Source organism: Ruegeria sp. CK3, assembly GCF_056536565.1.
Window position 1 is genome coordinate 144131 of sequence record NZ_JBQFPV010000006.1, and the last position, 26983, is coordinate 171113.

The 26983-nt window shown below is 59.6% G+C and carries 28 protein-coding genes; 16 read left to right on the forward strand and 12 right to left on the reverse strand.

The features are described 5' to 3' along the window. Positions 1–10: 10 nt before the first annotated feature. Positions 11–562 (reverse strand): NnrU family protein, encoded by a 552-nt coding sequence (locus ACR0C3_RS10090; RefSeq protein ID WP_480758297.1) that lies wholly within the window; start codon positions 560–562, stop codon positions 11–13. A gap of 6 nt (positions 563–568) precedes the next feature. Further along, complete coding sequence (locus ACR0C3_RS10095) at positions 569–1426, reverse strand: HpcH/HpaI aldolase/citrate lyase family protein (protein ID WP_480758298.1); 858 nt, start codon at positions 1424–1426, stop codon at positions 569–571. 169 nt (positions 1427–1595) lie between these two features. On the opposite strand from ACR0C3_RS10095, the gene ACR0C3_RS10100 reads away from it, so the two are divergent. Continuing rightward, entirely contained in the window at positions 1596–1901 is a 306-nt protein-coding gene (locus ACR0C3_RS10100) for a hypothetical protein (RefSeq protein WP_480758299.1), read from the forward strand. Here the strand turns inward: ACR0C3_RS10100 and ACR0C3_RS10105 are convergent. Continuing rightward, entirely contained in the window at positions 1898–2653 is a 756-nt protein-coding gene (locus ACR0C3_RS10105; protein WP_480758301.1) for a sulfite exporter TauE/SafE family protein, read from the reverse strand. The two genes, ACR0C3_RS10100 and ACR0C3_RS10105, sit on opposite strands and share 4 nt — an antisense overlap. A gap of 161 nt (positions 2654–2814) precedes the next feature. Between ACR0C3_RS10105 and mdh the strand changes: the two genes are divergently transcribed. From mdh to lpdA, 10 genes are all read left to right on the forward strand, one after another. Further along, the gene (gene mdh / locus ACR0C3_RS10110) at positions 2815–3777 is read left to right on the forward strand and encodes a malate dehydrogenase (protein WP_170378975.1); all 963 of its coding nucleotides are present in this window, start codon (positions 2815–2817) and stop codon (positions 3775–3777) included. Positions 3778–4098: 321 nt separating this feature from the next. Further along, positions 4099–5292, forward strand: coding sequence for an ADP-forming succinate--CoA ligase subunit beta (gene sucC / locus ACR0C3_RS10115; protein ID WP_170378977.1), 1194 nt, complete (start codon positions 4099–4101; stop codon positions 5290–5292). A gap of 84 nt (positions 5293–5376) precedes the next feature. Beyond that, complete coding sequence (gene sucD / locus ACR0C3_RS10120) at positions 5377–6258, forward strand: succinate--CoA ligase subunit alpha (RefSeq protein ID WP_170480831.1); 882 nt, start codon at positions 5377–5379, stop codon at positions 6256–6258. Then, positions 6259–6699 (forward strand): hypothetical protein, encoded by a 441-nt coding sequence (locus ACR0C3_RS10125; RefSeq protein ID WP_480758302.1) that lies wholly within the window; start codon positions 6259–6261, stop codon positions 6697–6699. 10 nt (positions 6700–6709) lie between these two features. Continuing rightward, positions 6710–7252: a DUF805 domain-containing protein gene (locus ACR0C3_RS10130; protein ID WP_170553562.1), complete on the forward strand. Its 543-nt coding sequence runs from the start codon at positions 6710–6712 to the stop codon at positions 7250–7252. Further along, positions 7249–10206, forward strand: a complete 2958-nt coding sequence (locus tag ACR0C3_RS10135; protein ID WP_480758303.1) for a 2-oxoglutarate dehydrogenase E1 component — start codon at positions 7249–7251, stop codon at positions 10204–10206. Before ACR0C3_RS10130 ends, ACR0C3_RS10135 begins: the two co-directional genes overlap by 4 nt. Positions 10207–10209: 3 nt before the next feature. Further along, positions 10210–11718 (forward strand): 2-oxoglutarate dehydrogenase complex dihydrolipoyllysine-residue succinyltransferase, encoded by a 1509-nt coding sequence (gene odhB / locus ACR0C3_RS10140; protein ID WP_480758304.1) that lies wholly within the window; start codon positions 10210–10212, stop codon positions 11716–11718. Between the two features lie 2 nt (positions 11719–11720). Further along, complete coding sequence (locus ACR0C3_RS10145; protein WP_170469015.1) at positions 11721–11996, forward strand: hypothetical protein; 276 nt, start codon at positions 11721–11723, stop codon at positions 11994–11996. A 123-nt stretch (positions 11997–12119) separates the two neighbouring features. Next, complete coding sequence (locus ACR0C3_RS10150) at positions 12120–12512, forward strand: MAPEG family protein (protein WP_480758305.1); 393 nt, start codon at positions 12120–12122, stop codon at positions 12510–12512. A gap of 51 nt (positions 12513–12563) precedes the next feature. After that, entirely contained in the window at positions 12564–13952 is a 1389-nt protein-coding gene (lpdA, locus tag ACR0C3_RS10155) for a dihydrolipoyl dehydrogenase (protein WP_480758307.1), read from the forward strand. 22 nt (positions 13953–13974) lie between these two features. On the opposite strand, the gene ACR0C3_RS10160 is transcribed toward lpdA, so the two are convergent. Continuing rightward, positions 13975–14553, reverse strand: coding sequence for a TetR/AcrR family transcriptional regulator (locus tag ACR0C3_RS10160; protein WP_480758308.1), 579 nt, complete (start codon positions 14551–14553; stop codon positions 13975–13977). A gap of 102 nt (positions 14554–14655) precedes the next feature. Between ACR0C3_RS10160 and ACR0C3_RS10165 the strand changes: the two genes are divergently transcribed. Then, positions 14656–15249: an NAD(P)H-dependent oxidoreductase gene (locus tag ACR0C3_RS10165; RefSeq protein WP_480527382.1), complete on the forward strand. Its 594-nt coding sequence runs from the start codon at positions 14656–14658 to the stop codon at positions 15247–15249. A 9-nt stretch (positions 15250–15258) separates the two neighbouring features. Here the strand turns inward: ACR0C3_RS10165 and ACR0C3_RS10170 are convergent, their stop codons facing one another. From ACR0C3_RS10170 to ACR0C3_RS10185, 4 genes are read right to left on the reverse strand one after another with little or no spacing between them, the layout of a single operon-like run. Beyond that, the gene (locus tag ACR0C3_RS10170; protein WP_170379255.1) at positions 15259–15864 is read right to left on the reverse strand and encodes a pyridoxamine 5'-phosphate oxidase family protein; all 606 of its coding nucleotides are present in this window, start codon (positions 15862–15864) and stop codon (positions 15259–15261) included. Next, a complete protein-coding gene (locus ACR0C3_RS10175; RefSeq protein ID WP_419740422.1) occupies positions 15851–16591 on the reverse strand; it encodes a lysophospholipid acyltransferase family protein in 741 nt (246 codons plus the stop codon). Before ACR0C3_RS10175 ends, ACR0C3_RS10170 begins: the two co-directional genes overlap by 14 nt. Then, positions 16591–17490, reverse strand: coding sequence for a cell division protein FtsX (locus ACR0C3_RS10180; RefSeq protein WP_480758310.1), 900 nt, complete (start codon positions 17488–17490; stop codon positions 16591–16593). The genes ACR0C3_RS10175 and ACR0C3_RS10180 overlap by 1 nt, the downstream gene beginning before the upstream one ends. Next, entirely contained in the window at positions 17487–18164 is a 678-nt protein-coding gene (locus ACR0C3_RS10185; protein ID WP_170379000.1) for an ATP-binding cassette domain-containing protein, read from the reverse strand. Before ACR0C3_RS10185 ends, ACR0C3_RS10180 begins: the two co-directional genes overlap by 4 nt. Positions 18165–18348: 184 nt before the next feature. Between ACR0C3_RS10185 and ACR0C3_RS10190 the strand changes: the two genes are divergently transcribed. Next, complete coding sequence (locus ACR0C3_RS10190) at positions 18349–19059, forward strand: zinc-ribbon domain-containing protein (RefSeq protein ID WP_480758311.1); 711 nt, start codon at positions 18349–18351, stop codon at positions 19057–19059. Positions 19060–19167: 108 nt separating this feature from the next. On the opposite strand, the gene ACR0C3_RS10195 is transcribed toward ACR0C3_RS10190, so the two are convergent. The 4 genes from ACR0C3_RS10195 to argH all read right to left on the reverse strand — a co-directional run bounded on the left by ACR0C3_RS10195 (position 19168) and on the right by argH (position 24899). Next, a complete protein-coding gene (locus tag ACR0C3_RS10195; RefSeq protein ID WP_480758313.1) occupies positions 19168–21711 on the reverse strand; it encodes a TIGR02302 family protein in 2544 nt (847 codons plus the stop codon). Between the two features lie 36 nt (positions 21712–21747). Continuing rightward, a complete protein-coding gene (gene lysA, locus ACR0C3_RS10200; protein ID WP_480758314.1) occupies positions 21748–23013 on the reverse strand; it encodes a diaminopimelate decarboxylase in 1266 nt (421 codons plus the stop codon). 315 nt (positions 23014–23328) lie between these two features. Continuing rightward, positions 23329–23511, reverse strand: coding sequence for an argininosuccinate lyase (locus ACR0C3_RS10205; RefSeq protein WP_170469036.1), 183 nt, complete (start codon positions 23509–23511; stop codon positions 23329–23331). Further along, on the reverse strand, positions 23511–24899 hold the full coding sequence (gene argH, locus ACR0C3_RS10210) for an argininosuccinate lyase (protein ID WP_170691532.1): 1389 nt from the start codon (positions 24897–24899) through the stop codon (positions 23511–23513). The genes ACR0C3_RS10205 and argH overlap by 1 nt, the downstream gene beginning before the upstream one ends. Positions 24900–24920: 21 nt before the next feature. Here argH and ACR0C3_RS10215 point away from each other — a divergent pair, with 21 nt between their 5' ends. The 3 genes from ACR0C3_RS10215 (at position 24921) to ACR0C3_RS10225 (ending at position 26906) form a co-directional block, all read left to right on the forward strand. Further along, positions 24921–25487 carry a TlpA disulfide reductase family protein gene (locus ACR0C3_RS10215; protein WP_170379012.1) on the forward strand — a complete coding sequence of 189 codons (567 nt, stop codon included), beginning with the start codon at positions 24921–24923 and terminating at the stop codon, positions 25485–25487. A 64-nt stretch (positions 25488–25551) separates the two neighbouring features. Next, the gene (locus tag ACR0C3_RS10220; RefSeq protein WP_480758315.1) at positions 25552–25938 is read left to right on the forward strand and encodes a hypothetical protein; all 387 of its coding nucleotides are present in this window, start codon (positions 25552–25554) and stop codon (positions 25936–25938) included. Then, the gene (locus ACR0C3_RS10225) at positions 25935–26906 is read left to right on the forward strand and encodes a sterol desaturase family protein (protein ID WP_480758317.1); all 972 of its coding nucleotides are present in this window, start codon (positions 25935–25937) and stop codon (positions 26904–26906) included. Before ACR0C3_RS10220 ends, ACR0C3_RS10225 begins: the two co-directional genes overlap by 4 nt. Positions 26907–26983: the final 77 nt, after the last annotated feature.

A 26983-nucleotide genomic window follows, 5' to 3' on the forward strand; every position in this document is an offset into this window, starting at 1 on the left:
CAGGTCCTTATCATCCGAAGGGAGACGGGCCGACCAGCCCGTGGATATAGCCGATCACACCCAGCAGAACGATCGAGGCAACAAGGAACATCGCGTCCATGCCATAGGTGCCGGGTTCGCCAGGGGTCCAGTCGGGTTCGGATTTGTTGATAACGATCACTTCGACCACGGCCCAGGCCAAAAGCCCACCGAACAAGATGATCGAGGCCAGATCGCCATTCACCAGCAGATGCGCAAAGGCCCACAGCTTGAACCCGCCCAGCATCGGATGGCGCAGCTTATGCAGCAGACGGCCTTTCTTGGGGGCCGGGCTCATCATGTAGATCGCGATCAGCACCAACAAGTTGTTGATATGGGTCATGAAGCTTGGCGGCGCCCAGACATAGATGAACTCGGTCATGCGGTAGCCGAAGATCATCAGCAGGATCGCGGCCACCAGCGCCAGCGCCACAGCCCCCTTGCCGCCTTCGCCGATAGCCGCGCGCTGCGCAGGCATGATACGTTTGAACAGATGTGCGGCCCACCATAGCGCCACACCAAGGATCAGAAGAACAAAGCCCATGCTGGCTTACCCCGCTTGCAAAGCTGAAATCGCCTCCGCTTTTGCCAGAATTTCGCGGGCAGTTACAACATGCAGGTTTTCGACGATCTTACCGTCGACAACGGCAACACCCTGCCCTTGCGCCTCGGTTTCCTCAAACGCGCTGATCTGGCGGCGGGCGAGGTCTATCTCGTCATCCGACGGAGCGAAGGCTGTATTGGTGACCTCAATCTGCGCCGGGTGGATCAGCGTCTTGCCATCAAAGCCCATATCGCGGCCCTGTTCGCATTCCGCTGTCAAACCGTCTGTGTCCTTGAAGGCGTTGTAGACGCCATCAACGATGATCAGCCCTTCGGCCTTGGCCGCCAGCAGACATAGGCCGAGCGAGGTCATCAGCGGCAGACGGTCGGGACGGAACCGGGTTTGCAGGTCCTTTGCCAAATCGTTGGTCCCCATCACGAAACCCGCCATAAGCGGATGCGCTGCAATCTCGGCTGCATTCAGCATACCCCGCGGGGTCTCCATCATGGCCCAGATCGGCAGGTCCCCTGTGATCGCGGCCAGAGCATCCACATCCGCCGCCGAGTTCACCTTGGGCAGCAAAACCGCATCCGCATCCATCTCGCGCACGGCTTTGGCGTCATCTGCACCCCACGGAGTATCCAGCCCGTTGATGCGCACGATCTTGACCCGAGGGCCGTATCCCCCAACGGCCAGAGCTGCCTTGAGGGTCTCGCGTGCATTGGGTTTTTCGTCGGCGGCCACCGCGTCTTCGAGATCGAAGATAATGGCATCAACCGGCAAGGTGCGGGCCTTGTCCAACGCCCGGTCACGCGAACCGGGAATGTAAAGAACCGAGCGATATGGGCGCTGACGCGGGTGCATTGGCCTCTCCCGTTGAAATAATGTTGCGCAGAAAGGGGCATTTTTCTCAGGAAAGTTCAAGGTAAAAATCGCCGCAGCGCAGCATAAATGACGCAACGCTCTTTGCTTTAACGCAATATCGCCCTCTTGATCGCAGGCTTCAGGCGACTGGTGTCAGATGGGGTCAGAGATGAAGAAGACAGTTTTGAAGGTGACAATCGGGCTGGGAATCATGGTCCTCGCGGCGCAACAGGTTCAGGCGCAGGCCAGCAACTGCGCCCCTCGGGCCGATGTGTTGCAACGCCTTGCGGAAGCCTATGGCGAAACGCGCCGGGGGATCGGCATTGCCCGTCAGGGTGCGGTGATGGAGCTGTTTGCCTCGGGCCAATCCGGCAGCTGGACGATCACGGTGACGCTGCCGGACGGAATGACCTGCCTTTTGGCCTCGGGGCAGGCATATGAGCAGATGGCCGATGTCCTGCCGCCAAACACCTAAGTCAATGCGTCCCAGATCAGCTTGCCTCCGGTCAGGGTCAGCAACACATAGGCGATACCAAAGAACAGGCGTTCGGACAGCATGAAATGCGCCCGGACGCCCAGCCAGGCTCCCAGAATGGCGAACGGGGTTAGTAGAAGATCCGCCAACGCCGTGTGCCATGTGAACAGGCCGAGAAAGGCATAGGGCACGAATTTCGCCGCGTTGATCACCCAGAACACCAAAACGGTCGAGGCCTGAAACTCGGTCTTCGACAGGCGCTGGGACAACAGATAAACGGCAGCCGGGGGACCTCCGGCATGGCTGACAAAGCTGGTAAACCCGGCGACAAGCCCCGCGAACAGACCTGCAGAGGCAGGCAAGCGGCGGGTGAAACCGCGAATCCAGCCTTTGCTTTGGGCGACGTGCCAGATCACGAACCCAATCGAGATCCCTCCGATCAGCAACCTCAACAGGTCGTCATCTGTCACGCGGTATAGCCAGGTGCCCAGCAGAACACCCGGAACCGCGCCCAAGATCAGCAGACGCGAGTCCGGCCAGCTCCAACGTTTCCAATAGGGTCCCAGCGTGGCCACATCGATCACCATGAGGATTGGCAACATCAGCGCCAGCGCCTGCCCCGGTGTCAGTATCAGAGCCAGAATCGACGACGATGCAAAGGCAACGCCCGAGCCGAACCCACCCTTCGAGATGCCCGCAAAGATCACCGCCGGGATCGCGACTGCAAAAAACATCAGGTTCAATTCAAACATGCAGCGTCCCGGGAATTGGCTTGATTCACAGGCGGTTTAGCGCAACCGGATTGGGGATGGCAAACGGTATGCGGTGGCATGCCGCGCCGCAGGACCCTTGCGCAAAAGCCATTTAACGACTAGCAAACCCGCGATTTCAATACCGACCGGAGATATTCCAAATGGCCAGACCCAAGATTGCGCTGATCGGCGCTGGGAACATCGGCGGCACGCTTGCGCATCTTGCAGCTGTCAAAGAACTCGGTGACGTCGTCCTGTTTGACATCGCTGACGGACTGCCTCAGGGCAAGGCGCTCGACATCGCCGAGTCCGGCCCGTCCGAAGGCTTTGACGCCGCAATGTCGGGCAGCAGCGACTATGCGGACATCGCAGGCGCAGACGTGTGCATCGTCACCGCAGGTGTCGCCCGTAAACCGGGGATGAGCCGCGATGACCTGCTTGGCATCAACCTGAAAGTCATGAAATCGGTCGGCGAAGGCATCGCAGCTCACGCGCCCGACGCATTCGTGATCTGCATCACCAACCCGCTGGACGCGATGGTTTGGGCTCTGCGCGAATTCTCGGGCCTGCCGCACAACAAGGTCTGCGGCATGGCGGGCGTTCTGGATTCGGCCCGTTTCGCACACTTCCTGTCGGAAGAGTTCAACGTCTCGATGCGCGACGTTACCGCCTTTGTTCTGGGCGGCCACGGCGACACAATGGTGCCGTCGGTGCGCTATTCGACCGTCGCCGGTATCCCACTGCCCGATCTGGTCGAGATGGGCTGGACAACGCAAGAGAAACTGGACGCAATCGTTCAGCGCACCCGTGACGGCGGCGCCGAGATCGTTGGCCTGCTTAAAACTGGCTCGGCCTTCTATGCGCCTGCGACCTCGGCGATCGAAATGGCTGAAGCCTACCTGAAAGATCAGAAGCGCGTTCTGCCTTGCGCGGCCTATTGCAACGGCGAGTTCGGCGTTGACGGCATGTATGTCGGCGTTCCGACTGTCATCGGCGCCGGCGGCATCGAGCGTATCGTCGACATAAAGCTGAACGAAGACGAACAAGCGGGCTTTGAAAACTCGGTCAACGCCGTCAAAGGTCTGATTGAGGCTTGTAAAGGCATTGATGGTTCTCTGGCTTAAGCGCTCTAAGACTCAATCTCAGAATCGGCCCTAAATGGGGCCGGTTTTTTTATGCGGCGGGCCCATTACGTCACTAATCCGCCGCCTGGAATGTTAGGGCAAACGTCGCAACCGCCTATTTTGAAGCGGTTTTGAAACTCCGTTCGACGTGGATTCGAATCAAACGTCAATCCGTTGAATTTTGTGATCACACCCTAAAATACTGTGATCACAAATGAGAAAAATCTTCACTAAAAACCGCTCCGAGGTCAAAAAGGCCTTTATAATTGCGCCCTAGACACCTCTATATCGGTTTAATCGTAGTCAGACGGGACAATTTCGATGAACATTCACGAATACCAAGCCAAGGCGCTTCTTCGCAGCTATGGCGCTCCGGTCTCCGACGGTCGCGCGGTTCTGCGCGCCGAGGAAGCCAAAACCGCAGCCGGTGAACTGGACGGCCCCCTGTGGGTTGTAAAGGCGCAGATCCACGCAGGTGGACGCGGCAAAGGCAGCTTCAAAGAGGCCGATGCAGGTGAAAAGGGCGGTGTACGTCTGACCAAGTCGGTGGAAGAAGCGGCCGAGGAAGCAAAGAAGATGCTGGGTCGCACTCTGGTCACCCACCAGACCGGTCCCGCAGGCAAGCAGGTCAACCGCATCTATATCGAAGCCGGTTCCGGCATCGAGCGTGAACTGTATCTGGCCCTGCTGGTGGATCGCCAAACCAGCCGCATCTCTTTTGTCTGCTCGACCGAAGGCGGCATGGATATCGAAGAAGTGGCCGCGTCCACGCCCGAAAAAATCCTCTCCTTCTCGGTGGATCCTGTGACCGGCTATCAGGCCTATCACGGCCGCCGCATCGCGTTCTCGCTGGGTCTGGAAGGTGCGCAAGTCAAACAATGTGTGCGCCTGATGGGCATCCTCTACAAAGCCTTCGTTGAGAAGGACATGGAGATGTTGGAGATTAACCCGCTGATCGTCTCGGACAGCGGCGAACTCAAGGTGCTGGACGCCAAGCTGGGCTTTGACGGCAACGCGGTTTACCGCCACCCCGACATCGCCGAGCTGCGCGACGAGACCGAGGAAGACCCCAAGGAACTCGAAGCCTCCAAGTACGATCTGAACTACATCGCGCTGGACGGTGAGATCGGCTGCATGGTCAATGGTGCTGGTCTGGCGATGGCAACGATGGACATCATCAAGCTCTACGGTGCCGAGCCTGCCAACTTCCTCGACGTGGGCGGCGGTGCGACCAAGGAGAAAGTAACAGAGGCGTTCAAGATCATCACCTCGGACCCGAACGTCAAAGGCATTCTGGTCAACATCTTCGGCGGCATCATGCGCTGTGACGTCATCGCAGAGGGCGTTGTTGCCGCGGTGAAAGAGGTCGGCCTGCAGGTTCCGCTGGTCGTACGTCTGGAAGGCACGAATGTCGAGAAGGGCAAAGAGATCATCAACACCTCTGGCCTGGATGTAATCGCGGCAGACAACCTGAAAGACGGTGCCGAGAAGATCGTGAAAGCCGTGAAAGGCTAAGCCCAATTCCGTGGAGTGGGTTTCGCCCCACTTTTCCGAAGAATTCTGGCAGGCCCTGGCCCGCCTAAAATAGGAGAACGCCAAATGGCAGTCCTCATCGACGAAAATACCAAAGTGATCTGTCAGGGCTTTACCGGCTCGCAGGGCACATTCCACTCTGAACAGGCCATTGCCTATGGCACCAAGATGGTCGGCGGCGTGACCCCCGGCAAGGGCGGGATGGAGCATCTGGGCCTGCCCGTGTTCAACTCGGTCCACGAGGCCAAGCATGTAACCGAAGCCAATGCCTCGGTGATTTATGTTCCGCCGCCCTTCGCGGCTGACTCGATCCTCGAAGCGATTGATGCCGAGATGGAAGTGATCGTGGCGATCACCGAAGGCATTCCGGTTCTGGACATGATGAAGGTGAAGCGCGCACTGGAAGGTAGCAAATCGCGCCTGATCGGCCCGAACTGCCCCGGCGTCATCACACCTGACGCCTGCAAGATCGGCATCATGCCCGGCCACATCCACAAGCGCGGCTCGGTCGGCGTTGTGTCGCGCTCGGGCACCCTGACTTATGAGGCCGTCAAACAGACCACCGATGTGGGTCTGGGCCAGTCCACCTGCGTAGGCATCGGCGGCGACCCGATCAAAGGGACTGAGCATATTGACGTGCTGGAATGGTTCCTGGCCGATGACGAGACCCACTCGATCATCATGATCGGTGAGATAGGTGGCTCAGCCGAGGAAGAAGCCGCGCAGTTCCTGGCGGATGAGGCCAAGAAGGGCCGCAAAAAGCCGGTTGCCGGTTTCATCGCAGGCCGCACAGCCCCTCCGGGACGCCGCATGGGCCACGCAGGCGCGATTGTCGCGGGCGGCAAAGGCGGCGCCGAGGACAAGATCGAAGCCATGCGCTCGGCCGGTATCGTTGTGGCAGAAAGCCCGGCAACGCTGGGTGAGGCCGTGCTGGAAGCGATTGGGTAAATGATCAACTGCCGGGCATACGCTCTAAGGGCGGCGCCCGAAAAAAGGGTGGGCGCGTTGCGTCCATCCTTCTCATCTTTAGCTTGGCTGTGGTCTTTGTTCGCGACTGCGGTGTTCGCATTTTCTACCGCTGGGCAAGCCAAAGCAATGGAATGTGAAGTTCGAATTGGCTGGTCCAGCGAGGGTCAGTTTATTCAGGACGAGGCTTGCGGCATACACAACGTTGCCAAGGCAAAAGGTTTTTTTGACCTCGAGCTATCGGGGAGCAAAAAATACCAGTTCCGCTTTCGCGCAAACAAAGAATCCACCAAGGATGAAATCGTGCAACGCGTTGGTTATGTTTGCGATTTGATAGGCAGCGAAAGGTCCGTTTTCTCAGCCAATCGCGGAAGGGAGCGTGCTCTGATCGTTTCTTTTTCATGTGACGACGCAAGGGGGTGAATTGACTGCAATGACCTTCTCCGACGCCATCCGCACTTGTTTCTCCAAATTCTTCACCTTCTCAGGTCGTGCCTCGCGGACCGAATACTGGTTCTTTTTCCTGTTCATCGTGATCTGGAGCATCCTTGCCGGCATCATTGATGCGCAATTCTTCACTCAGGTCTCGGTGACCGAGGGAGATGGCGTGAAATCCGTCACCGCCACATCCCGTCAACCGGTGCAAAGCATCGTCAGCCTGATTGTGTTCTTCCCACATCTGGCCGTCGCGTGGCGGCGGATGCACGATTCTGGGCGCAGTGGGCTTTACGCTCTGTTGCCGATCCTACTGATCCTCGGGGCCTTTGCGGTTCTGATCTTCGGTATCGGCCTTGCCTCGAGTTTCCAGCATGGCGGCAATCTGGACATTCTGTTCACACGTGCCACTCTGCTGATCGTCATTCCGACACTGCTTGTTTTGTTTGTGTCGCCCCTCCTGGTTCTGTGGTGGCTGACCCGCCCGTCTCAACCAGGCACCAACCAATACGGTCCCAACCCATATGAGGTAGCCCAATGACCGAACACACGCCCAATTCCGCGTTCCATGCCTCAAGCTTTATGCAAGGCCACAATGCCGAATATCTGGAGCAGCTCTATGCCCAATACACGAAGAACCCCGGGGCGGTGGATGCCGCCTGGGCCGAGTTCTTCAAGGCGATGGGCGACGCTTCTCCGGACGTTCAGCGTGAGGCCGAGGGGCCATCTTGGGCGCGAACCGACTGGCCGCCGATGCCTGCGGATGATCTGACTGGGGCGCTGACCGGTGAGTGGGCCGAGATTGACGCCAAGGCGGCAGGAAAGAAGATTAAGGAAAAGGCTGCAGACAAGGGCGTAGAGGTCAGCGATGACCAGATCAAGCGCGCCGTGCTAGACAGCTTGCGGGCGCTGATGCTGATCCGGGCCTACCGGATCCGAGGCCATCTGGCCGCCGATCTGGATCCGCTGGGCATGCGCGCGGCCAGCACACATCCGGAACTCGATCCGAAGACCTATGGCTTTACCGAGGCCGACATGGACCGGCCGATCTTTATCGACAATGTTCTGGGCCTGCAGATGGCGTCGATGCGGCAGATCGTCGAGATCGTGAAGCGGACCTACTGCGGCACCTTCGCGTTGCAATACATGCATATCTCGGACCCGGAACAAGCCGCCTGGCTGAAGGAGCGGATCGAAGGTTACGGCAAGGAAATCGCCTTTACCAAGGAAGGCCGCAAGGCGATCCTGAACAAGATGGTCGAGGCCGAGGGTTTCGAGAAATTCCTGCATGTCAAATACATGGGGACCAAACGGTTCGGTCTGGATGGTGGTGAAAGCCTGATCCCGGCGATGGAGCAGATTATCAAACGCGGTGGTGCTCTGGGCGTCAGCGACATTGTCATCGGCATGCCGCACAGAGGCCGCCTGAATATTCTGGCCAACGTGATGGGCAAGCCCTACCGCGCGATTTTCAATGAGTTCCAGGGCGGTAGCTTTAAGCCTGAAGATGTGGATGGCTCTGGCGACGTGAAATATCATCTCGGTGCCTCCAGCGACCGTGAGTTTGACGGCAACAGCGTCCACCTGTCGCTGACCGCCAACCCCTCACACCTTGAGGCGGTGAACCCGGTGGTTCTGGGCAAGGTCCGCGCCAAGCAGGATCAGTTGAACGACACCGACCGCACCAAGGTTATGGGTATCCTGCTGCACGGTGACGCGGCCTTTGCTGGTCAGGGTGTGGTCGCCGAAGGGTTTGGTCTGTCCGGCCTCAAGGGCCACAAAACCGGCGGCACTATGCATATCGTCGTGAACAACCAGATCGGCTTTACCACTGCGCCGCACTTCTCGCGCTCCAGCCCATATCCGACAGATATCGCGCTGATGGTTGAAGCGCCAATATTCCACGTGAACGGCGACGACCCCGAGGCGGTTGTTCACGCAGCCAAAGTCGCGACAGAGTTCCGCCAGAAGTTCCACAAGGACGTGGTCATCGACATCTTCTGCTACCGCCGGTTTGGTCACAACGAGGGCGATGAGCCCATGTTCACCAACCCGATCATGTACAAGAAGATCAAGACGCATAAGACCACTCTGTCGCTCTACACCGAACGTCTGGTCAAAGACGGCCTGATCCCCGAAGGCGAGATCGAGGATATGAAGGCCGCCTTCCAGGCCCATCTGAATGATGAGTTCGAGGCCGGCAAAGACTACAAACCCAACAAGGCCGACTGGCTGGATGGGCGCTGGTCGCATCTGGACAAGAACAAAGAGGACTATGTGCGCGGCGAAACCGCCATCGCCCCGGCGACTCTGGCCGAGATCGGCAACGCGCTGACCCACGCCCCTGCGGATATTGCGGTACACAAAACCGTTGCGCGTCTGCTGGACCACAAGAAACAGATGTTCGACAGTGGCAAGGGCTTTGACTGGGCCACAGGTGAAGCGCTGGCCTTTGGCTCGTTGCTGACCGAGGGCTTTCCGGTTCGACTGTCCGGTCAGGACGCGACGCGCGGGACGTTCAGTCAACGTCACTCGGGCTTTGTCCATCAGGATACGGAAGAGCGGTTTTATCCGCTGAACAACATCCGCGCAGGTCAGTCGCATTACGAAGTGATTGACTCGATGCTGTCCGAATATGCGGTTCTGGGTTTTGAGTACGGCTACTCGCTGGCCGAACCAAACGCCCTTGTCCTGTGGGAGGCCCAGTTTGGTGACTTCGCCAACGGGGCACAGATCATGTTCGACCAGTTCATCAGCTCGGGCGAAAGCAAATGGTTGCGCATGTCGGGTCTGGTGACGCTGCTGCCGCACGGGTTCGAGGGGCAAGGCCCCGAACACAGCTCGGCGCGGTTGGAGCGGTTCCTGCAGATGTGCGGTCAGGACAACTGGATCGTGGCGAACTGCACGACACCGGCGAACTACTTCCACATCCTGCGCCGCCAACTGCACCGTACCTTCCGTAAACCGCTGATCCTGGTGACCCCGAAATCGTTGCTGCGTCACAAGCTGGCAGTCAGCACGGCCGAGGATTTCACCACCGGCTCCAGCTTCCACCGGGTGCTGTGGGATGATGCGCAGCAAGGCAACTCGGACACCAAGCTGACCGCAGACGACAAGATCAAGCGCGTGGTTCTGTGCTCCGGTAAGGTCTATTACGACCTTCTGGAGGAGCGCGACGCTCGTGGTATCGACGACGTCTACCTGATGCGGATCGAGCAGTATTACCCGTTCCCGGCGCACTCGCTGATCAACGAGCTTGAGCGTTTCAAAGGGGCCGAGATCGTCTGGTGCCAGGAAGAGCCCAAGAACCAGGGGGCCTGGACCTTCATCGAGCCAAATATCGAATGGGTGCTGACCCGTATCGGCGCCAAACATACACGGCCGCTCTATGTCGGCCGCGCAACCTCGGCCTCGCCTGCGACGGGTCTGGCCAGCCAACACAAAGCTCAACAAGAAGCGCTCGTGAACGAAGCGCTGAGCCTCGAAGGAAAGTAAACGATGACCATTGAAGTTCGTGTTCCCACGCTAGGCGAGTCTGTTACCGAAGCCACGGTTGCGACCTGGTTCAAAAAACCCGGCGATGCCGTGGCCGTGGATGAGATGCTCTGTGAGCTTGAAACCGACAAGGTGACGGTCGAAGTCCCCGCCCCCGCCGCTGGCGTTATGGGCGAGATCGTCGCCGCCGAAGGTGAGACCGTCGGCGTCGACGCCCTGCTGGCGACAATCGCCGCAGGCGAAGGCGCAGCCCCTGCTCCGGCCGCAGCAGCGCCCGCCCCTGCGGCCGCTCCGGCAGCGTCGGGTGGCAGTGTTGATGTGATGGTGCCCACGCTGGGTGAATCGGTCACCGAAGCCACCGTCTCGACATGGTTCAAACAGGTTGGTGACGCGGTCGCGCAGGACGAGATGCTGTGTGAGCTGGAGACCGACAAGGTCTCGGTCGAGGTTCCCGCCCCTGCTGCTGGCGTTCTGGCGGAAATCACAGCGCCCGAAGGCACAACTGTGGACGCCTCGGCCAAACTGGCCGTGATCTCGGGCTCCGGTGCAGGCGCCGCCCCATCGCCAGCCCCTGCCGCCGCAGTAGCTCCTGCTGCCGCAGCAACCGGCAAAGATGTCGCCAATGCTCCGTCGGCAGAAAAAGCCATGGCCGAGGCCGGTCTGTCCGCCGCTCAAGTCTCTGGCACCGGACGTGATGGCCGCATCATGAAAGAAGACGTGGCCCGCGCCGTGGCAACGGCTGCTGCACCCGCGCCTGCTACCGCTCCGGCTCCGGCCCCTGCGCCGCGTGCGCCTGTGGCCGCCGATGACGCCGCGCGCGAGGAACGGGTCAAGATGACCCGCCTGCGCCAGACCATCGCCAAGCGTCTGAAAGACAGCCAGAACACCGCTGCCATGCTGACCACCTATAACGAGGTGGACATGACCGAAGTGATGGCCCTGCGCAGCCAGTACAAGGACCAGTTCGAGAAGAAGCACGGCGTGCGTCTGGGCTTTATGTCCTTCTTCACCAAGGCCTGCTGCCACGCGCTGAAAGAAGTGCCCGAGGTGAATGCTGAGATCGATGGCACCGACATCGTCTACAAGAACTTCGTCCATATGGGTGTCGCCGCCGGTACACCTACAGGTCTGGTGGTTCCGGTCATCCGCGATGCGGACTCGATGTCTTTTGCAGCGATCGAAAAGGCCATCGCCGAGAAAGGCAAACGCGCCCGTGACGGCAAGCTGAGCATGGCCGAGATGCAAGGCGGCACCTTCACCATCTCGAACGGTGGCGTCTATGGCTCGCTGATGTCTTCGCCGATCCTGAACCCCCCGCAATCGGGTATTCTGGGCATGCACAAGATTCAGGACCGCCCGATGGCGATCAACGGTCAGGTTGTGATCCGTCCGATGATGTATCTGGCGCTGTCTTATGACCACCGTATCGTTGACGGCAAAGGCGCGGTGACCTTCCTTGTCCGCGTGAAAGAGGCGCTGGAAGACCCGCGCCGCCTACTGATGGATCTGTAATCATGGCAACGCATGTTCTGTGGCAAGCCGATGTTGCCGACTTTGATGCCTGGCTGAAGGTGTTTCGAGAAGACATCGCGATGCGCCAGGCAGCCGGTATCCACGACCTGCATGTCTGGCGTGACCCCGATCAAAAGGATCACGCCATCGCCATGTTCGAAGTGGATGACATACAAAAAGCCCGCGCTTTCTTCGACTCGGAAGAGCTGGCCATGCATCTCGAACGCGGTGGGGTCGCCCATATTCAGGTGAAACTTCTGGACCCGGTCTTGCCTTAAAAACTCTGCTGTGTGCGGGACCGCCCTGCACACAGCCCCGCAAATACACGTGAAGCGCGCCTGCTATTGATGTCAGAGAATGCTAACCGACAAACGGACTCTGGTTGAAAAAGGATACTCGTCATGTCTTCCGAACTTTCCATTCTTGCCCTGTACGGCCTTCTGATCGTCGTAGTGGTTTTGTTGAATGTGCTGACAGCCATGTCGCAGGTCGGGTTGATGACATTGGGTGGCGCACGGGACGACATGCCTGACCTGACCGGCGTTGCGGGCCGGGTCGAGCGGGCTCTGACCAATTCGGTCGTCGCCATGGCCTTGTTTGCACCTGCCATTCTGATCCTGTCCGCCAAGGACGCTTTCACCTCCGGATCGCTGCTGGCCGCGCAGATTTTTCTGATCGCGCGTGTCGTTTTCGTTCCGGTCTACGCTTTCGCAATCCCGGTTCCCTTCCTGCGCACGATCGTGTGGATGGCTGGGTTTCTTGCGACGATCTACCTTTACCTGCTAGCCCTATAGCTTAGTACGCCGCACCCAGAAGCGGCCAAGACACACCAAGGAGTGCCCTCAATGTCCAGCTATGACGTCATCGTAATCGGAGCCGGTCCCGGCGGCTATGTCTGTGCCATCCGCTGCGCCCAGCTGGGTCTGAAAACCGCCGTTGTCGAAGGGCGTGAGACGCTGGGCGGCACCTGCCTGAACGTGGGCTGCATCCCGTCGAAGGCGCTGTTACATGCCTCTCACCAACTGCATGAGGCTGAGCATAACTTTGCCAAGATGGGCCTGAAGGGCAAATCCCCTTCCGTCGACTGGAAACAGATGCAGGCCTACAAGGACGAGGTGATCGAGGGGAACACCAAGGGCATCGAGTTCTTGTTCAAGAAGAACAAGATCGACTGGCTGAAAGGCTGGGGGTCAATCCCGGCTGCCGGCAAGGTCAAAGTGGGTGATGAGGTTCACGACACCAAGAACATCATCATCGCATCAGGCTCCGAGCCGTCGGCCCTTCCGGGCGTTGAAGTTGACGAGAAAGTCGTCGTGACCTCAACCGGCGCGCTGTCACTGGGCAAAATCCCGAAAAAGATGGTCGTGATCGGTGCCGGTGTGATCGGCCTGGAACTGGGCTCAGTTTACAGCCGTCTGGGCGCCGAGGTTACGGTGATCGAATTCCTCAAGGAGATCACGCCGGGCATGGACCCGGAGGTGCAGAAGACGTTCCAGCGGATCCTCAAGAAACAGGGCCTGAACTTTGTGATGGGTGCGGCGGTGCAAAAGACCGAAGCATCGAAAACCAAAGCGAAAGTCACCTACAAGCTACTCAAGGATGACAGCGAACATGTGATCGAAGCCGATACCGTTCTGGTCGCCACCGGACGCAAGCCATACTCGGACGGGCTGGGGCTGGATGCGCTGGGCGTTGAGATGACGCCGCGCGGTCAGATCAAAGTTGGCTCGGACTGGCAGACCAAAGTGCCGGGCATCTACGCGATCGGCGACGTCACCGAAGGCCCGATGCTGGCCCACAAGGCCGAAGACGAAGGCATGGCCGCCGCCGAGCAGGTGGCCGGCAAGCACGGCCACGTGAACTACGGCGTCATCCCCGGTGTGATCTACACCTGGCCCGAAGTTGCCAATGTGGGTGAAACCGAGGCGACTCTGAAAGAACAGGGCCGCGCCTACAAGGTCGGCAAGTTCATGTTCATGGGCAATGGCCGGGCCAAGGCCAACTTTGCCTCTGACGGATTCGTCAAGATTCTGGCCGACAAGGAAACCGACCGGATTCTGGGTGCCCATATCATCGGCCCCGCTGCGGGTGATCTGATCCACGAGGTTTGCGTCGCGATGGAGTTCGGCGCCTCAGCCGAAGATCTCGCCCTGACCTGCCACGCCCACCCGACCTATTCGGAAGCCGTGCGTGAGGCCGCTCTGGCCTGTGGTGACGGCCCAATTCACAGCTAAAGCTCTCTGACCCCGGCAGCGATCAGCCTGTCGGGGTCAGCCAGGCATTCAGGTAAGTTTCAAGCCTGTCGGTGAAGGTTGTTGCCGAATGCAACGCGCAGAACCTCAGTGACATGGCCTGAATCGCAAAGGCCTGAACACCTTCGGCCAAAAGTTCGGACGGCACATCCTTGCGCGTCTCAGCCGCTTCAAGCCACATCATCACCACCCGGAAATACCGCTCAAAGCAATAAGCGATCGGCCCAACATCCGCGATGGCAGTTGCGCCGGAATACCGGATCAGCAGATCAAATACATACCGTTCGGACATCATGAAGCTGTGGACGGGTTCCAAGGCAGCGACAAGCTGTTTGACGGTTTTGGGTTGTGGCTCTGCCTCGGCCTGATCCAGACACGCATTCAATCTGTCCGCGATTAGGATCTCCATTAACGCGTCCTTGTCGCGGAAATGCGCAAAGAAGGTGCCCTTAGCGACACCGGCCGTTTGCACCACCTCTTCCACCCGAAGGCCCTCATACCCGCTTTTCTGAATCAACTCTTCCGATACCGCCATCAGGCGGGCGCGGGTTTTCAACGTGCGTTTCTGAACTGTCTTTTGCATGAGGTCAGATTGCATGTTTTTTGACCGTGGTCAAATTTTATATTGACCGCGGTCATTTTTATCTCCTATAAACTGACCACGGTCATTTTTAGGAGACATCCCATGCATGCCAAGAAAATCCTGATTCTCGACGGACACCCTGCCGAAAGCAGCCTGTCCCGTACTTTTGCGAAAACCTACGGCGACGCTGCGCGCCAGAACGGTCATGACGTCCGCCTGATCCATCTGAGCGACCTTCAGTTCGATCTCGATTTTGGACAGGGCAACTATCACGAGTTCAAACCCCTCGAACCCGAGCTTGAGAAGCTGTTGCAGGATTTCGAATGGAGCGACCATCTCGTTATGACCGCGCCGATGTGGTGGGGTGGTCTGCCCGCAAAGCTGAAAGGCCTGATCGATCGCATGTTCATCCCAGGACGAACATTTGATACGCGAAACACCACCAAGCTGGGCTTTCCAGCACCGATGCTGACCGGTCGCACAGCGCGCGTCATCCTGACCTCGGACACACCTGGCTGGTTCATGCGCCTGATCTACCGTCAAGCACTGATCCGGCAAGTCCGCGATCAGATACTCGGCTTCGTCGGCTTCAAGCCAACGCGGTTTACATATTTCGCAGGGGCCAGTGAGCCAAAGCCGGGAAGCGTCGATCGCTGGATATCAAAGGTCGCCAGAATTGGCGCAGAGGCTATCTAGGAGCCGTGCCTACCACATCGTCTTTGCGGCGCGCGCGCCCCATTGGGAGTCGTATTGCGCGCCGCCTTCCTCACCGGATGAGGCTTCTGCAAGGATCTCGCCAACCGTGGGCAATCCTTCGCTTTGATCGCCGCTGGTCCATGTACCAGCCCGCATCAAGGCCCGGGCGCATTGGGTGTAGATCTCGGCAATCGAAATAACGATCACGGTAGCCGGTTGCTTGCCTTGTTTTTCGAACCTGGCCTTCAACCCTTCGTCCGCGGATACGCGTGCAGTCCCGTTCAGGCGGACCACAGTGTTGGAGCCGGGCACGATGAACATCACCGAAACCCTCGGGTCGCGAACGATGTTGCGCAACGAATCCAGACGATTGTTCCCCCGCCAATCCGGCATTGCCAGCGTGTTGGGATCAAGCTCCAAAACAACGGGCCCATCGTCACCACGCGGGCTACCATCGACGCCTTCGGGGCCAACGGTGCTGAGGACACATAGGCGCGATGCCATGATCCATTGCCGGTAGAGCGGTGTCAGGTTGTGCGCGACCTTGCGCAATGACGGCGCTGCGGGCGTGCCATAGAGCGCCTCCAGGCTCGGGATGTCTTCAATGAACTCCATCCGGATCAAACCCCACTTCCTTCATCAAAGCGTCCGAGCGTGTCTCGATCACATCTTCCAAACGGCTTAGAAACGCGTCCCGTTCGACGCCCGGTTCAATCGGGTCGAGGAAATCGACAATCGCCAGCCCCGGTTTGCGCAAGATACCAGTGCGCGGCCAGAATACGCCGGCATTGGTCGCAACCGGCACACACGGAAAGCCCAGCCCACTGTAGAGGATCGCCGTACCGACCTTATAGGGCTTGGACACACCGGGCGCGACGCGGGTGCCCTGAGGGTAAATCACCAGTTGGCCGGGTTCGGCGAATTCCTTGGCGACGTCTTTGACCATCTTGGCCACTGCCGCACCCTTCTTGCCGCGATTGACCGGGATGCAGCCCAAACGACGCGCATACATTCCGATGACCGGGGTCCAGAGAAGCTCTCGCTTCATGATGAATTTACCATGCGGGATGGCGTCGAAGATCATGATGATATCAAGGAAAGACTGGTGCTTGGCCCCGATGACAACCTCGCCGGTTGGTACCGTGCCACGCACCTCGCACCTTATGCCGACCATCCATCCTGCCAACCACATCGTGCTGCGCGCGTAAGTTTTGCATGCGCGCAATGCGCCCTGTTTCGTGAAGATCGCGTATGGCAGATAGGCGATTCCAAGGATCAACATCCAAACGTAAATCACAATCATGAAGATCAGGGAACGGATCCATTGAAAGCCCTGTGACATCAGGAAAGCTCCTTCAACTTGCGGCGGGCGGCGGTCCAGGTGGCGAAGAAGGCAACCACAGCGCCCAGAACGGGGATCAGCAAAGGCAAAACCCAGCCAAGCCCCTGAAACCCTACTCCGGTCAGAAATCCGCCCTCGTCCGAGGGGTCGGGCAAGAGCAAAACGCCCGTCATCCCCAACATCGTCCCGACAAATGCGCCGAAGAAGGCGCGGTAGGTAAAGCGGCGGACAAATGCGCCTGCGATGAACCGATCCCGCGCGCCCACTTGCCGCAGCACTGCAATGATGCTGGCATTCGCAGCAAGCGAGGCGTTGGCCGCCAGCGTGATCATAGCCGCGGTAGCACCTCCGATCAGCAGGATCGAGACCCAGCCCAGCCGTCGCAGGGACATCGCCGCATCCACCAGAGGCTCGCGCCAGCGGGTGTGGTCATCCAGAACCGCTCCGGGCACTTCGGCGCCCAATCGCAGACGGAGACCAGTCGTGTCGAGACCCGGCTCACCTTCAACGATTTCAATAAGTTGCGGGATCGGCAGTGTCTCAATCGGCAAATCAGGCCCAAACCATGGTGACAGCAGCGCGGCCTGTTCCTGGGCCGTCAGCGCGCGGGCTGAGGCAACGCCGGGTGTCTGGCCAAGAACGGTCAGCGCGGTTTCCGTCTGTGCCGCCATCTGTTCGGCCGGGGCATTGATACGCAAGGTGGCAGCCCCCGCCAGCTCCGAGGCCCAACGGTCTGCAATTCGGCCCGATGCGAGCGAAAGCGCCAGTGCAAACACTGCCAGAAACGCCATTGCGCCCGATACAAACAGGGTCAGATGCGCCGTGTACCCGGTTGGAGGGACAACGCGATCCGCGCGTGTATCCCGGCGCAGCAGGTTGCGAATGTCGCCATTGCTCATAGGTCCGCTCCGGCCAGATTCAGTTTGCGCTGCGAGATACGCAACACGCGGGCCTGAACTTGGCTTTTGGCCGCGCGGATCAAACTCAGGTCGTGGGTGGCAATCAGGACGGTCTTGCCCATGCGGTTCAGCTCGATCAGCAACCGCAGCAGCCGTTGCGACATCTCCCAATCGACGTTGCCGGTGGGCTCATCCGCCAACACAACGTCTGGCGACAGAATTACGGCTCGGGCCAAAGCCGCACGCTGACGTTCGCCACCTGACAGTTCAGGCGGATGGGCGTCAAGCCTGGCCCCTAGCCCAACCCAGGACAAAAGCTCGGTCAGGTTGTCCTGCTCTTCCGACTCGGCCCGTCCCGACACCATCAGAGGCAGGGCCACATTTTCAGCCAGCGTCATGTGGTCCAGAAACTGGCAATCCTGATGCACAACACCGACCCGGCGCCGCAGCAGGGCCATCTGATCCCGATCCAAACGCGCGATATCTTCGTCAAACACGCTCAACCGTCCCGAGGTCGGCAACAACGCGCCATAGCACAGCTTCAGCAACGTTGTTTTGCCCGCGCCGGAAGGTCCGGTCAGGAAATGGAACGAGCCGGGCTGCAATTTGACTGAGACATCGCTCAGCAATGCGCCGTCGCCATAGGTATAGCTGACATTTTCCAGCTCGATCACAGGTGTCCCCAGTTCTTTTGCCGATCTTCTTGCCCGAGCTTGCCTGCGGTTTCAATGCCTGCACCGGGTCCAATTGGCGACACTTGCCCCATGAAACCGAAAACGCCCTTTGCTGTTGGGTCTTAACGGAATATCATCCCTGAAAAAACTACTATCGGGCCGAACGTCAGGCCGGGGAGGCAGTATGAGACTTACATGTCCGAATTGCGGCGCTCAATACGAAGTGCCGGACGAGGTTATCCCCGAAGAGGGGCGCGATGTGCAGTGCTCCGCCTGTGACCAGACGTGGTTTCAGCCCAAGCACCCCGAAGACGCAGCACCCACTACCGACGCGCCTGAAGCCACCGCCGAGCCCGACGCTAAGCCAGAGCCAACACCTGAACCCGACACAAACGTCGAGGTCGTTGATGAGACTCCGTCCGAAACCGGCAAAACCGGCAATGTCGACCCGGCCGTCGCGAGCATTCTGAAGGAAGAGGCCGCGCGTGAGGCCGAGCTGCGCTCTCAGGAAGGCAGCAGCCTTGAGACGCAACCAGATCTGGCGCTGGAGGACTCTGTCGAACCCGAGTTTCAGATCAAACGCCCGACCGCGACCGAGACCGCCGAGGATGCGGGCCAAAAGGATGAACTCCCTGACGTTGAGACCATCAATTCAGGCATGATGAGCGATGAGGGCGACGACACGCCCCCGGCCAAACAATCCCGTGGCTTCGTGCGCGGCTTTGCCGTGATGCTGGTCATCGGCGTGATCCTGTATCTAATCTACGGTAATGCGCAACAGATCAGTGAGGCTGTGCCGCAAGCCGATCCGGTGCTGGACTCCTACGTCTCTCTGATTGATCAGGCCCGTATCTGGCTGGAGACGCAGGCCGGCGCAGGCGCGCCGCAGGAATAGAGCGTTTGGGGTTTTACCTTAGTCATCAAGTGACACGAATGTCCCGATAACGCTGAAAGCGTGGCAGGGTATTTGTGTCTCAGGTTTAAGCCGAAACGATATAGCGGCTCAGAACCGTTCCAACAGACGCTTGAGGTATTCCAGCTCGATCTCGGGCCGGTCGGTTTCTCCGGTCCGACGGCGGATTTCGTCCAGCAACTCACGCGCGCGGCGGTAAACGTCTTCACCCTGCAACAGGTTGTCATCGGTGGAGATCGACCCGGCCGCACCGGGATTGCGGCCCAGCGGGTCGCGGCTGTTGGCTTGCGCCTCACCTTCCTCGGTGCCTTGTCCGGATTGGTTCTGCTGGTTCTGCGCCATGGCCTCACCCAAGGACCGCATGCCTTCGCGTAGGGCCTCCATCGCTTCGGACTGACGGTCGATCGCTTCGGCCAGATCATTGCCGCGCAGCGCCTCCTCCGCCTCTTCCATGGCACCTTCTGCGCGGCCCAACGCATCGCGCGCCGCGTCGCCTTCGGGGGTGCCTGCACCGGGCAAACCCTGTTGCTGTCGGTTCAGTTCCTGCCGCAGGGCCTGCTGCCGATCTGCCAGAGACCCCTCACCCGGTTGGCCTTCGCCCGCCTGATCCGAACCTTGACCCTGACCGCCTTGACCCTCGTGGCTTTCACCACGGCCCTGACCGCCATTGCGGCCTTCATTGCCCTGGTTTTCTCCGGCCTGAGCGCCGGGGTTGAACTGTTCCTGCAAATCGCGGAACGCCTGATCGCTCAGGCCTTGCTGTTCGCGCAGGGTCTCGGCCAAGCCTTCCATGGCCTGTTGCCCCTCAGATTGACCACCCTGCCCTTGGCCTTGGGTGACGCGCATGTTTTCCATCATCTGCTGGAACTCTTCCAGCGCCTGCTGCGCCTCGGCCATTCGGCCCTGTTCCATCAGTTCCTGAATGCGGTCCATCATGGCCTGCAGATCGTCCTGCGTCATCTGCATGCTTTCGCCGTTCTGACCGGACTGGCGCTCATCACTGTCGCCATTTTCCTGCGCAAGACGCTGCAATTGGTTGAGGTAATCCTGCGTGGCCTCTCGCAGTTCCTGCATCAGCTCGGCGATTTCCTCATCGCTGGCCCCGTTTTGCATCGCCTCAGTGAGGCGCTCCTGCGCCCGGCGCATCCGCTCGAGCGCATCTGCCAGAGTGCCGTCTTCGATCAAAACCGCGAGCTCCCAAAGGGCCTGCGCGATCTCGGCCTGTTGTTTATCCTTCAAACCGTAGTCGTTGAAGGTTTCCAACCGCCGCAGGGTGACCCGCAAGCGCAAATAGGCGGTATCGGAGCGAAACAGTTCCTCGGGCCGGTGCGAGATCGCCCGCAGCACCTGAGCCACACGCGGCGCATTGGTCCGCGACCAGAGTAGATCGCGGCGCTGTTCGATCACCGCAGCGGCCAAAGGATCAAAGAACCGGCGCGCGGGCAGATCGGTCAAATACGGGTCGGAGGTGCTTTCCTGATCCGAAGCGTCGCGCGCCATCAACGTGATACGAACCGGCAGATGCGCCCATGGGTGCTGCGAGAAATCCTCGATCAGATCCTCGGTGAAATCTGCACGGTCGCCGGTGATCGGCATTGGCAATTCGACCTCGATCACCTCGCGCGGTTCCGGGTCAGCCGTCAGACCATAGCGACGATCTACCGAGGCCATGTCCAACTCGATAACCGCCGAGCCAGAGACAATCCCATAGTCATCCGAAGCCGTATAGGGCAGCTTCATCTGCCCGCCTGCCTCGGCTTCGGCCTTATCAGCAACCGCAATGCTCGGCGGGGTGTCGGGAATGACGTCCACCATCCAATCCCGTCCTGCGGGGCCATCAATGCGCATCTGGCCTGAACGGGCGACGGTGAAATCCTGCTCAGTTTCGGTCGCTGCCTCGGCACCGAGGGGAGAGCTTGTTTCGGTCAGGCTATGCGCGCCGACCTCGCCATAGAAACGCAGGGTGACGCGACTGCCTTGCGGGATCGACAGCGTGGGGCCGGTCTGATCGGCCAGATAGAGCGTCGGCAGTCCGGTGTAGCGTGGGGGTTCGACCCAGCCTTCCCATGTCGGCCCTTGCCCTGCTACCGCCGTGCCGGGGGCCATCTCGGCCACCGAGCCAATCCGCCAGAACGAACCGAACAGGGCCGCGACCACCAGCGCCAGCAAAGCCGCGTAGCGCAGGGCATAAGGATCGCGCGACGCCAGTCGGAGGTCGGGTTTGGCAACGCGCGCTTGCGCAGCGCGGTCCGCCATCCGCGCCTTGTGCGCCTGCCAGAGGGCAACCGAATCCGCATCCCCCGCACCAATCGCCTGATCATCCATCAATGCCTGAATCGGACGCCCGGGCAGGGTCTCATCCAATCGGGCCAGCGCTTCGGCTCGTGATGGCAGGTGGAATTGCCGAATCCCCCAGATCGCGCTGACCAACAGCGCAATGGCTACGACGACAGCTGCGCCCCACACCATCTCGACCCGCACAAGATCATGCAGACCCAGCATCAACGCGGCCAAAACGGCCATCAAAACCGAGAAAAACGGCCAAAACGCGCGCAAAACCTGCTCGGCCAGCAATCCGGCATGTGTCATCCACACGGACAGGCGGGGTACGGGCAGGTTTTGTTTGTCGCTCAAAGCGGGCCTCCAGGGTTGGCCCGCGCGCCTACCGCGTCAGAGCCACTCAGGTATGGTATCGCGGTTTATGATTTCGTCAAAGCTTGGGCGCTCACGAATTACGGCAAATTGATCCCCATTCACCAAAACCTCGGGGATCAGGGGGCGCGTGTTGTATTCGCTGGCCATGACCGCGCCATAGGCACCGGCGCTGCGGAAGGCGATCAGATCACCCGGCGCAAGCGGCGGCATGTTGCGCTGTTTGGCAAATGTATCGCCGGATTCGCAGACCGGGCCCACGATGTCATAGGGCTGTTGTTCGACCCCCGCTGCGGGTTCCTGTACCGCAACGATATCGTGATGCGCCTCATACATGGCCGGGCGGATCAGATCGTTCATCGCGCCGTCAAGGATCAGGAAATCTCGTCCTTCTCCGGATTTCACATAGATCACCTTGCTGACCATCAGACCGGCATTGCCTGAGATCAGGCGACCGGGTTCGATTTCGATCTCGCAGCCCAGATGGCCCAAAGTTTTCTTGATCAGAGCGCCATATTCCAACGGCAGAGGCGGCGCGTCGTTCGAGCGCGTGTAGGGAATGCCAAGCCCACCGCCCAGATCGAGGCGGCGGATGTTGTGGCCCTCTGCACGCAACTGCTCGGTCAGTTCGGCGACCTTGGTGTAGGCCAGCTCAAACGGCTCCAGCTCGGTCAGTTGCGAGCCGATATGGACGTCGATGCCGATCACCTCCAACCCCGGCAGAGCGGCCGCGTGCGCATAGACCTCGGACGCGCGCGAGATCGGGATGCCGAACTTGTTCTCGGACTTGCCGGTTGCGATTTTGGCATGGGTCTTGGCGTCCACATCCGGGTTCACCCGAACGGTGATCGGCGCAACCACGCCCAGCTCCGTCGCTACCGCGTTGATCACTTCCATCTCGGGCTCGGATTCGACGTTGAACTGGCGGATGCCGCCGGTCAGCGCTGTGCGAATCTCATCCGCCGTCTTGCCAACGCCCGAAAAGACGATTTTGTCGCCCGGCACACCGGCGGCCTTAGCGCGCAGGTATTCCCCGCCCGAGACCACATCCATTCCAGCACCCGCCTGCGCCAGCGTTTTCAGGATCGCCTGATTGCTGGCGGCCTTCATCGCATAGCAGACAAGGTGATCAGTGCCTTCAAGCGCGTCATCGAACAGCTTGAAATGCCGCAACAGGGTCGCAGTCGAATAGACATAGAACGGGGTTCCGACCGCGGCTGCGATTTCGGAGATCGGGACATCCTCGGCGTAAAGCGCGCCGTCGCGGTAAAGAAAGTGATCCATAGAAGCGCGATTAGACCAAAACCGCCCTATGGATCAATGGATTCGCACTGAAACGATACGCCGCAGGGCGATCAGAAATCGTTCGACACCCCGACACGCGCGTAGCCGGACACTGAGACTCCGGTTGAACTGGGCTCTTTTTGCGGTGCAGGCCGTTGGCTGGAGGTCGGCTCGCAAGCCGCAAGCGCGACGAGCGCCAGAAGAAATCCGAAAATTCGCATGAGGTCAGTCTCAGAGTGCTGGAAAGAAGGTCCGCGCCTTGGCGTGACAGACCCTATTTGGGTGTTTCACCCGGAATTACAACGAGATCAGCGATTAAACGCCCAGGTAGAGTCCAAAACCCCCGCGGCGGAAGCCGATGCCTCCGCCCACATGCGTTCCGCTGGAGCCGACGCCAACACCCACGCTTGCCGTTGGCTGAACCGGCTCACCATCCGCGCCACATCCGGCCAGCGCGAACCCAGCCGCCACAATCACCGCTATGCGTAGAACTGTCATCACACCAGCGCCTTCCATCGCTCAACCTGCGCCCGCACCTGATCCGGGGCGGTGCCACCATAGGACTGACGCGAGTTTACAGAGTTTTGGACAGTAAGAACAGAATAGACGTCATCGGTGATATCCGCATGGACCGACTGCATGTCTTCCAAGGTCAGATCAGGCAGGTCGCAGCCCTTGTTTTCAGCCATCGCAACCAGCGAACCAGTAACATGGTGAGCATCACGGAACGGCAGACCCAGAACCCGCACCAGCCAATCGGCCAGATCGGTCGCGGTTGAGAAACCCGAACCGGCAGCGGCGGCCAGGCTGTCGCGATTGGCGGTCATATCCTTGACCATGCCCTCCATCGCCGCCAGCGCCAGCATCCAGTTATCGGCGGCGTCAAAGACCTGTTCCTTATCTTCCTGCATATCCTTGGAATAGGCCAGCGGCAGACCCTTCATCACCATCATCAGCGCGGTGTTGGCACCAAAGATGCGACCGACTTTGGCGCGGATCAGTTCCGCAGCATCCGGGTTTTTCTTCTGCGGCATGATCGACGAACCGGTCGAGAACCGGTCAGACAGCGTGACAAACCGGAACTGGGCCGAGGACCAGATGACCAATTCTTCGGCAAAACGCGACAGATGCACGGCGCAGATCGACGCGATCGACAGGAACTCCAACGCGAAATCCCGGTCGCTGACCGCATCCAGCGAGTTTGCGGCGGGGCGATCAAAGCCCAGCGCTTCGGCAGTCATGTGGCGGTCGATGGGGAACGACGTTCCGGCCAGCGCGGCTGCTCCCAGCGGGGATTCGTTCATCCGGGCACGGGCGTCGCGAACGCGGGACAGGTCGCGGCCAAACATCTCAACATAAGCCATCATGTGATGGCCCCACGTCACCGGCTGCGCGGTTTGCAGGTGGGTGAAGCCGGGCATGACCCAATCCGCCCCGGCCTCGGCCTGCGCCAATAGCGCGCGGATCAGAGCTAGAAGGCCGGTTTCTGCCGCGTCCAACTGATCGCGGACCCACAGTTTGAAGTCGGTCGCCACTTGGTCATTGCGGCTGCGGCCCGTGTGCAAACGGCCTGCAGGCTCACCAATAACTTCCTTCAGCCGCGCCTCGACATTCATGTGGATATCTTCCAGCGCGGTCGAGAACTGAAATTCTCCGTTCTGAATTTCTGACAAAACGGTGAGCAGCCCTTCCCGAATGGCTTCGGCGTCACTATCAGTAATAACGCCTGTGGCGGCCAGCATGGCGGCATGGGCGCGCGAGCCTGCGATGTCCTGGGCTGCCATCCGCTGATCGAACCCGATCGAGGCATTGATTGCCTCCATGATCGCGTCTGGACCGGCGGCAAAGCGGCCGCCCCACATCTGGTTCGAGGATTGATCGGTCATGTAAGAAAACCCGGAGTTGATATGCGCCTATTTCGTCTGATCCCCCTTTATATGGCCCTTGCGCTGGGTGCAAATGCCGCTTTGGCGACCGATGCCGAAACGCTCGGCCCCTTGCGTGAAGACAGCCTGAAACGGCTGATCCTACACAAAGAACCCAAACCGGTGACGCCGGTTGATTTCCAGCTAGAAGATGACGGCGGCACGGCCTCACTTGCGGACTATAAAGGCAAATACGTCCTGCTGAACTTCTGGGCCACCTGGTGCGCGCCTTGCCGCAAGGAAATGCCCCAGATCGCCGAGTTGCAAGACGAGTTCGGCGGCGACAAGTTCGAGGTTCTGACACTGGCAACTGGGCGCAACTCGCCTGCCGGGATCAAGAAATTCTTCGAGGAAAACGGCATCGTTAACCTGCCCCGCCATCAGGACCCCTCGCAAGCTGTGGCGCGTGAGATGGGTGTCATCGGACTGCCGATCACGGTCATCATCGACCCGGAGGGCAATGAAATCGCCCGCCTGATCGGCGATGCTGAATGGAACTCGGAGAGCGCGAAGGCGATCATTTCGACTTTGGTCGAGGCCAACAGCTAAGCTGACGCAACGCCACCTTTGACAGCCCATCCTCCGATCCGCACTCTGTGCGCAGGAGGATGGAATGCCACTGGAAATTCTGTTGGTGCTTGTGGTCGGCGGAATTGCCGGGGTCACTCTGTTGCTGCATCTGACCGGCAGATCGCAGCGGTGCGTTCTGTCTCCTGAAACCGCACGCGATCAATGGGTCCGGCATTTCCCGGAAGACACAATTATCGACGTCACAGTTGCCCATGATCGCCACGCCGCGCTGGTGCGGACGGAAAAAGGGCCGGGTCTCCTCTGGTCCTTTGGTGCGGATACTGTGGCGCAGCATCTGCTGGACTATGACTTGCTGGACCGCACCGACGGGTTCGAGATTCTGTTCCACGATTTCGGCACCCCCAAAGCTATCATCCACCTGGATGAGTTTGAGCGCCCCCACTGGCGCAACTTGATGGAGCCCGCATGACCGACCAGATCACCTTTCCCGATGCCGTCCAATGGGCCGTCCCGTTCTTCATCGCCGCAATTTTGGCCGAGTTCGTCTGGATCGCCGTTAAAGGTCGCGGCGGGCGATATGAGACGCGCGATGCCGTGACCTCCCTGATCATGGGGGCGGGCAATATTGCGTCGGGGTTTCTGCTGGGGTTCATCGCCTATGGGTTCTTCATGTGGCTGTGGCGGATCACGCCGCTCGATCTGGGTACGTCGATCCCGATCATCATCCTGTGCTTTGTGCTGGATGACCTGCGGTACTACTGGGTGCATCGGTTTGGCCACCGTATCCGCTGGGTCTGGGCCAGCCATGTGAACCATCACAGCTCGCAGCACTACAACCTGACCACCGCGCTACGGCAGACATGGACCTATACGTTTACCTTCATGATGGTGGTGCGCGCGCCGCTGATCCTGCTGGGCTTTCACCCGGCGATGGTGCTGTTCGTGGGCGGGCTGAACCTGATCTACCAGTTTTGGATTCACACAGAAGCCATCGGCAAAATGCCCCGCTGGTTCGAAGCTGTCATGAACACCCCTAGCCATCACCGGGCGCATCACGGGCGCAATGCGCGTTATCTGGATTGCAACTATGCTGGCGTTTTCATCATCTGGGACAAAATGTTCGGCACTTTTGTCCCTGAGCAAGATAACGACCGCGTTGACTACGGGCTGGTTCACAACATCGCCACCTTCAACCCGCTGCGCGTAGCCTTTCACGAATGGGTCGGCATCTGGCGCGATGCGACCCAACCGGGGCTGACGCTGAAGCAACGCCTCGCCTATTGTTTTGCCCCGCCCGGCTATAGCCATGATGGAAGCCGCGACAGCTCAGCGCAAATCAAGGCAAAGCATCTGGCCCGCCACCCTGAAGATCTCGGAACGCCCGGATTCGAGCAGACTCGCGAAAACTTGCCTAATTCCGCAGCAAAACAGGCCTGATCCTGGCGTTACACCACGCCGCTTTGGTTGAAATCCGGCCCGAACGGTCCATATGGAGCGTCAGGTGTGACGTAACC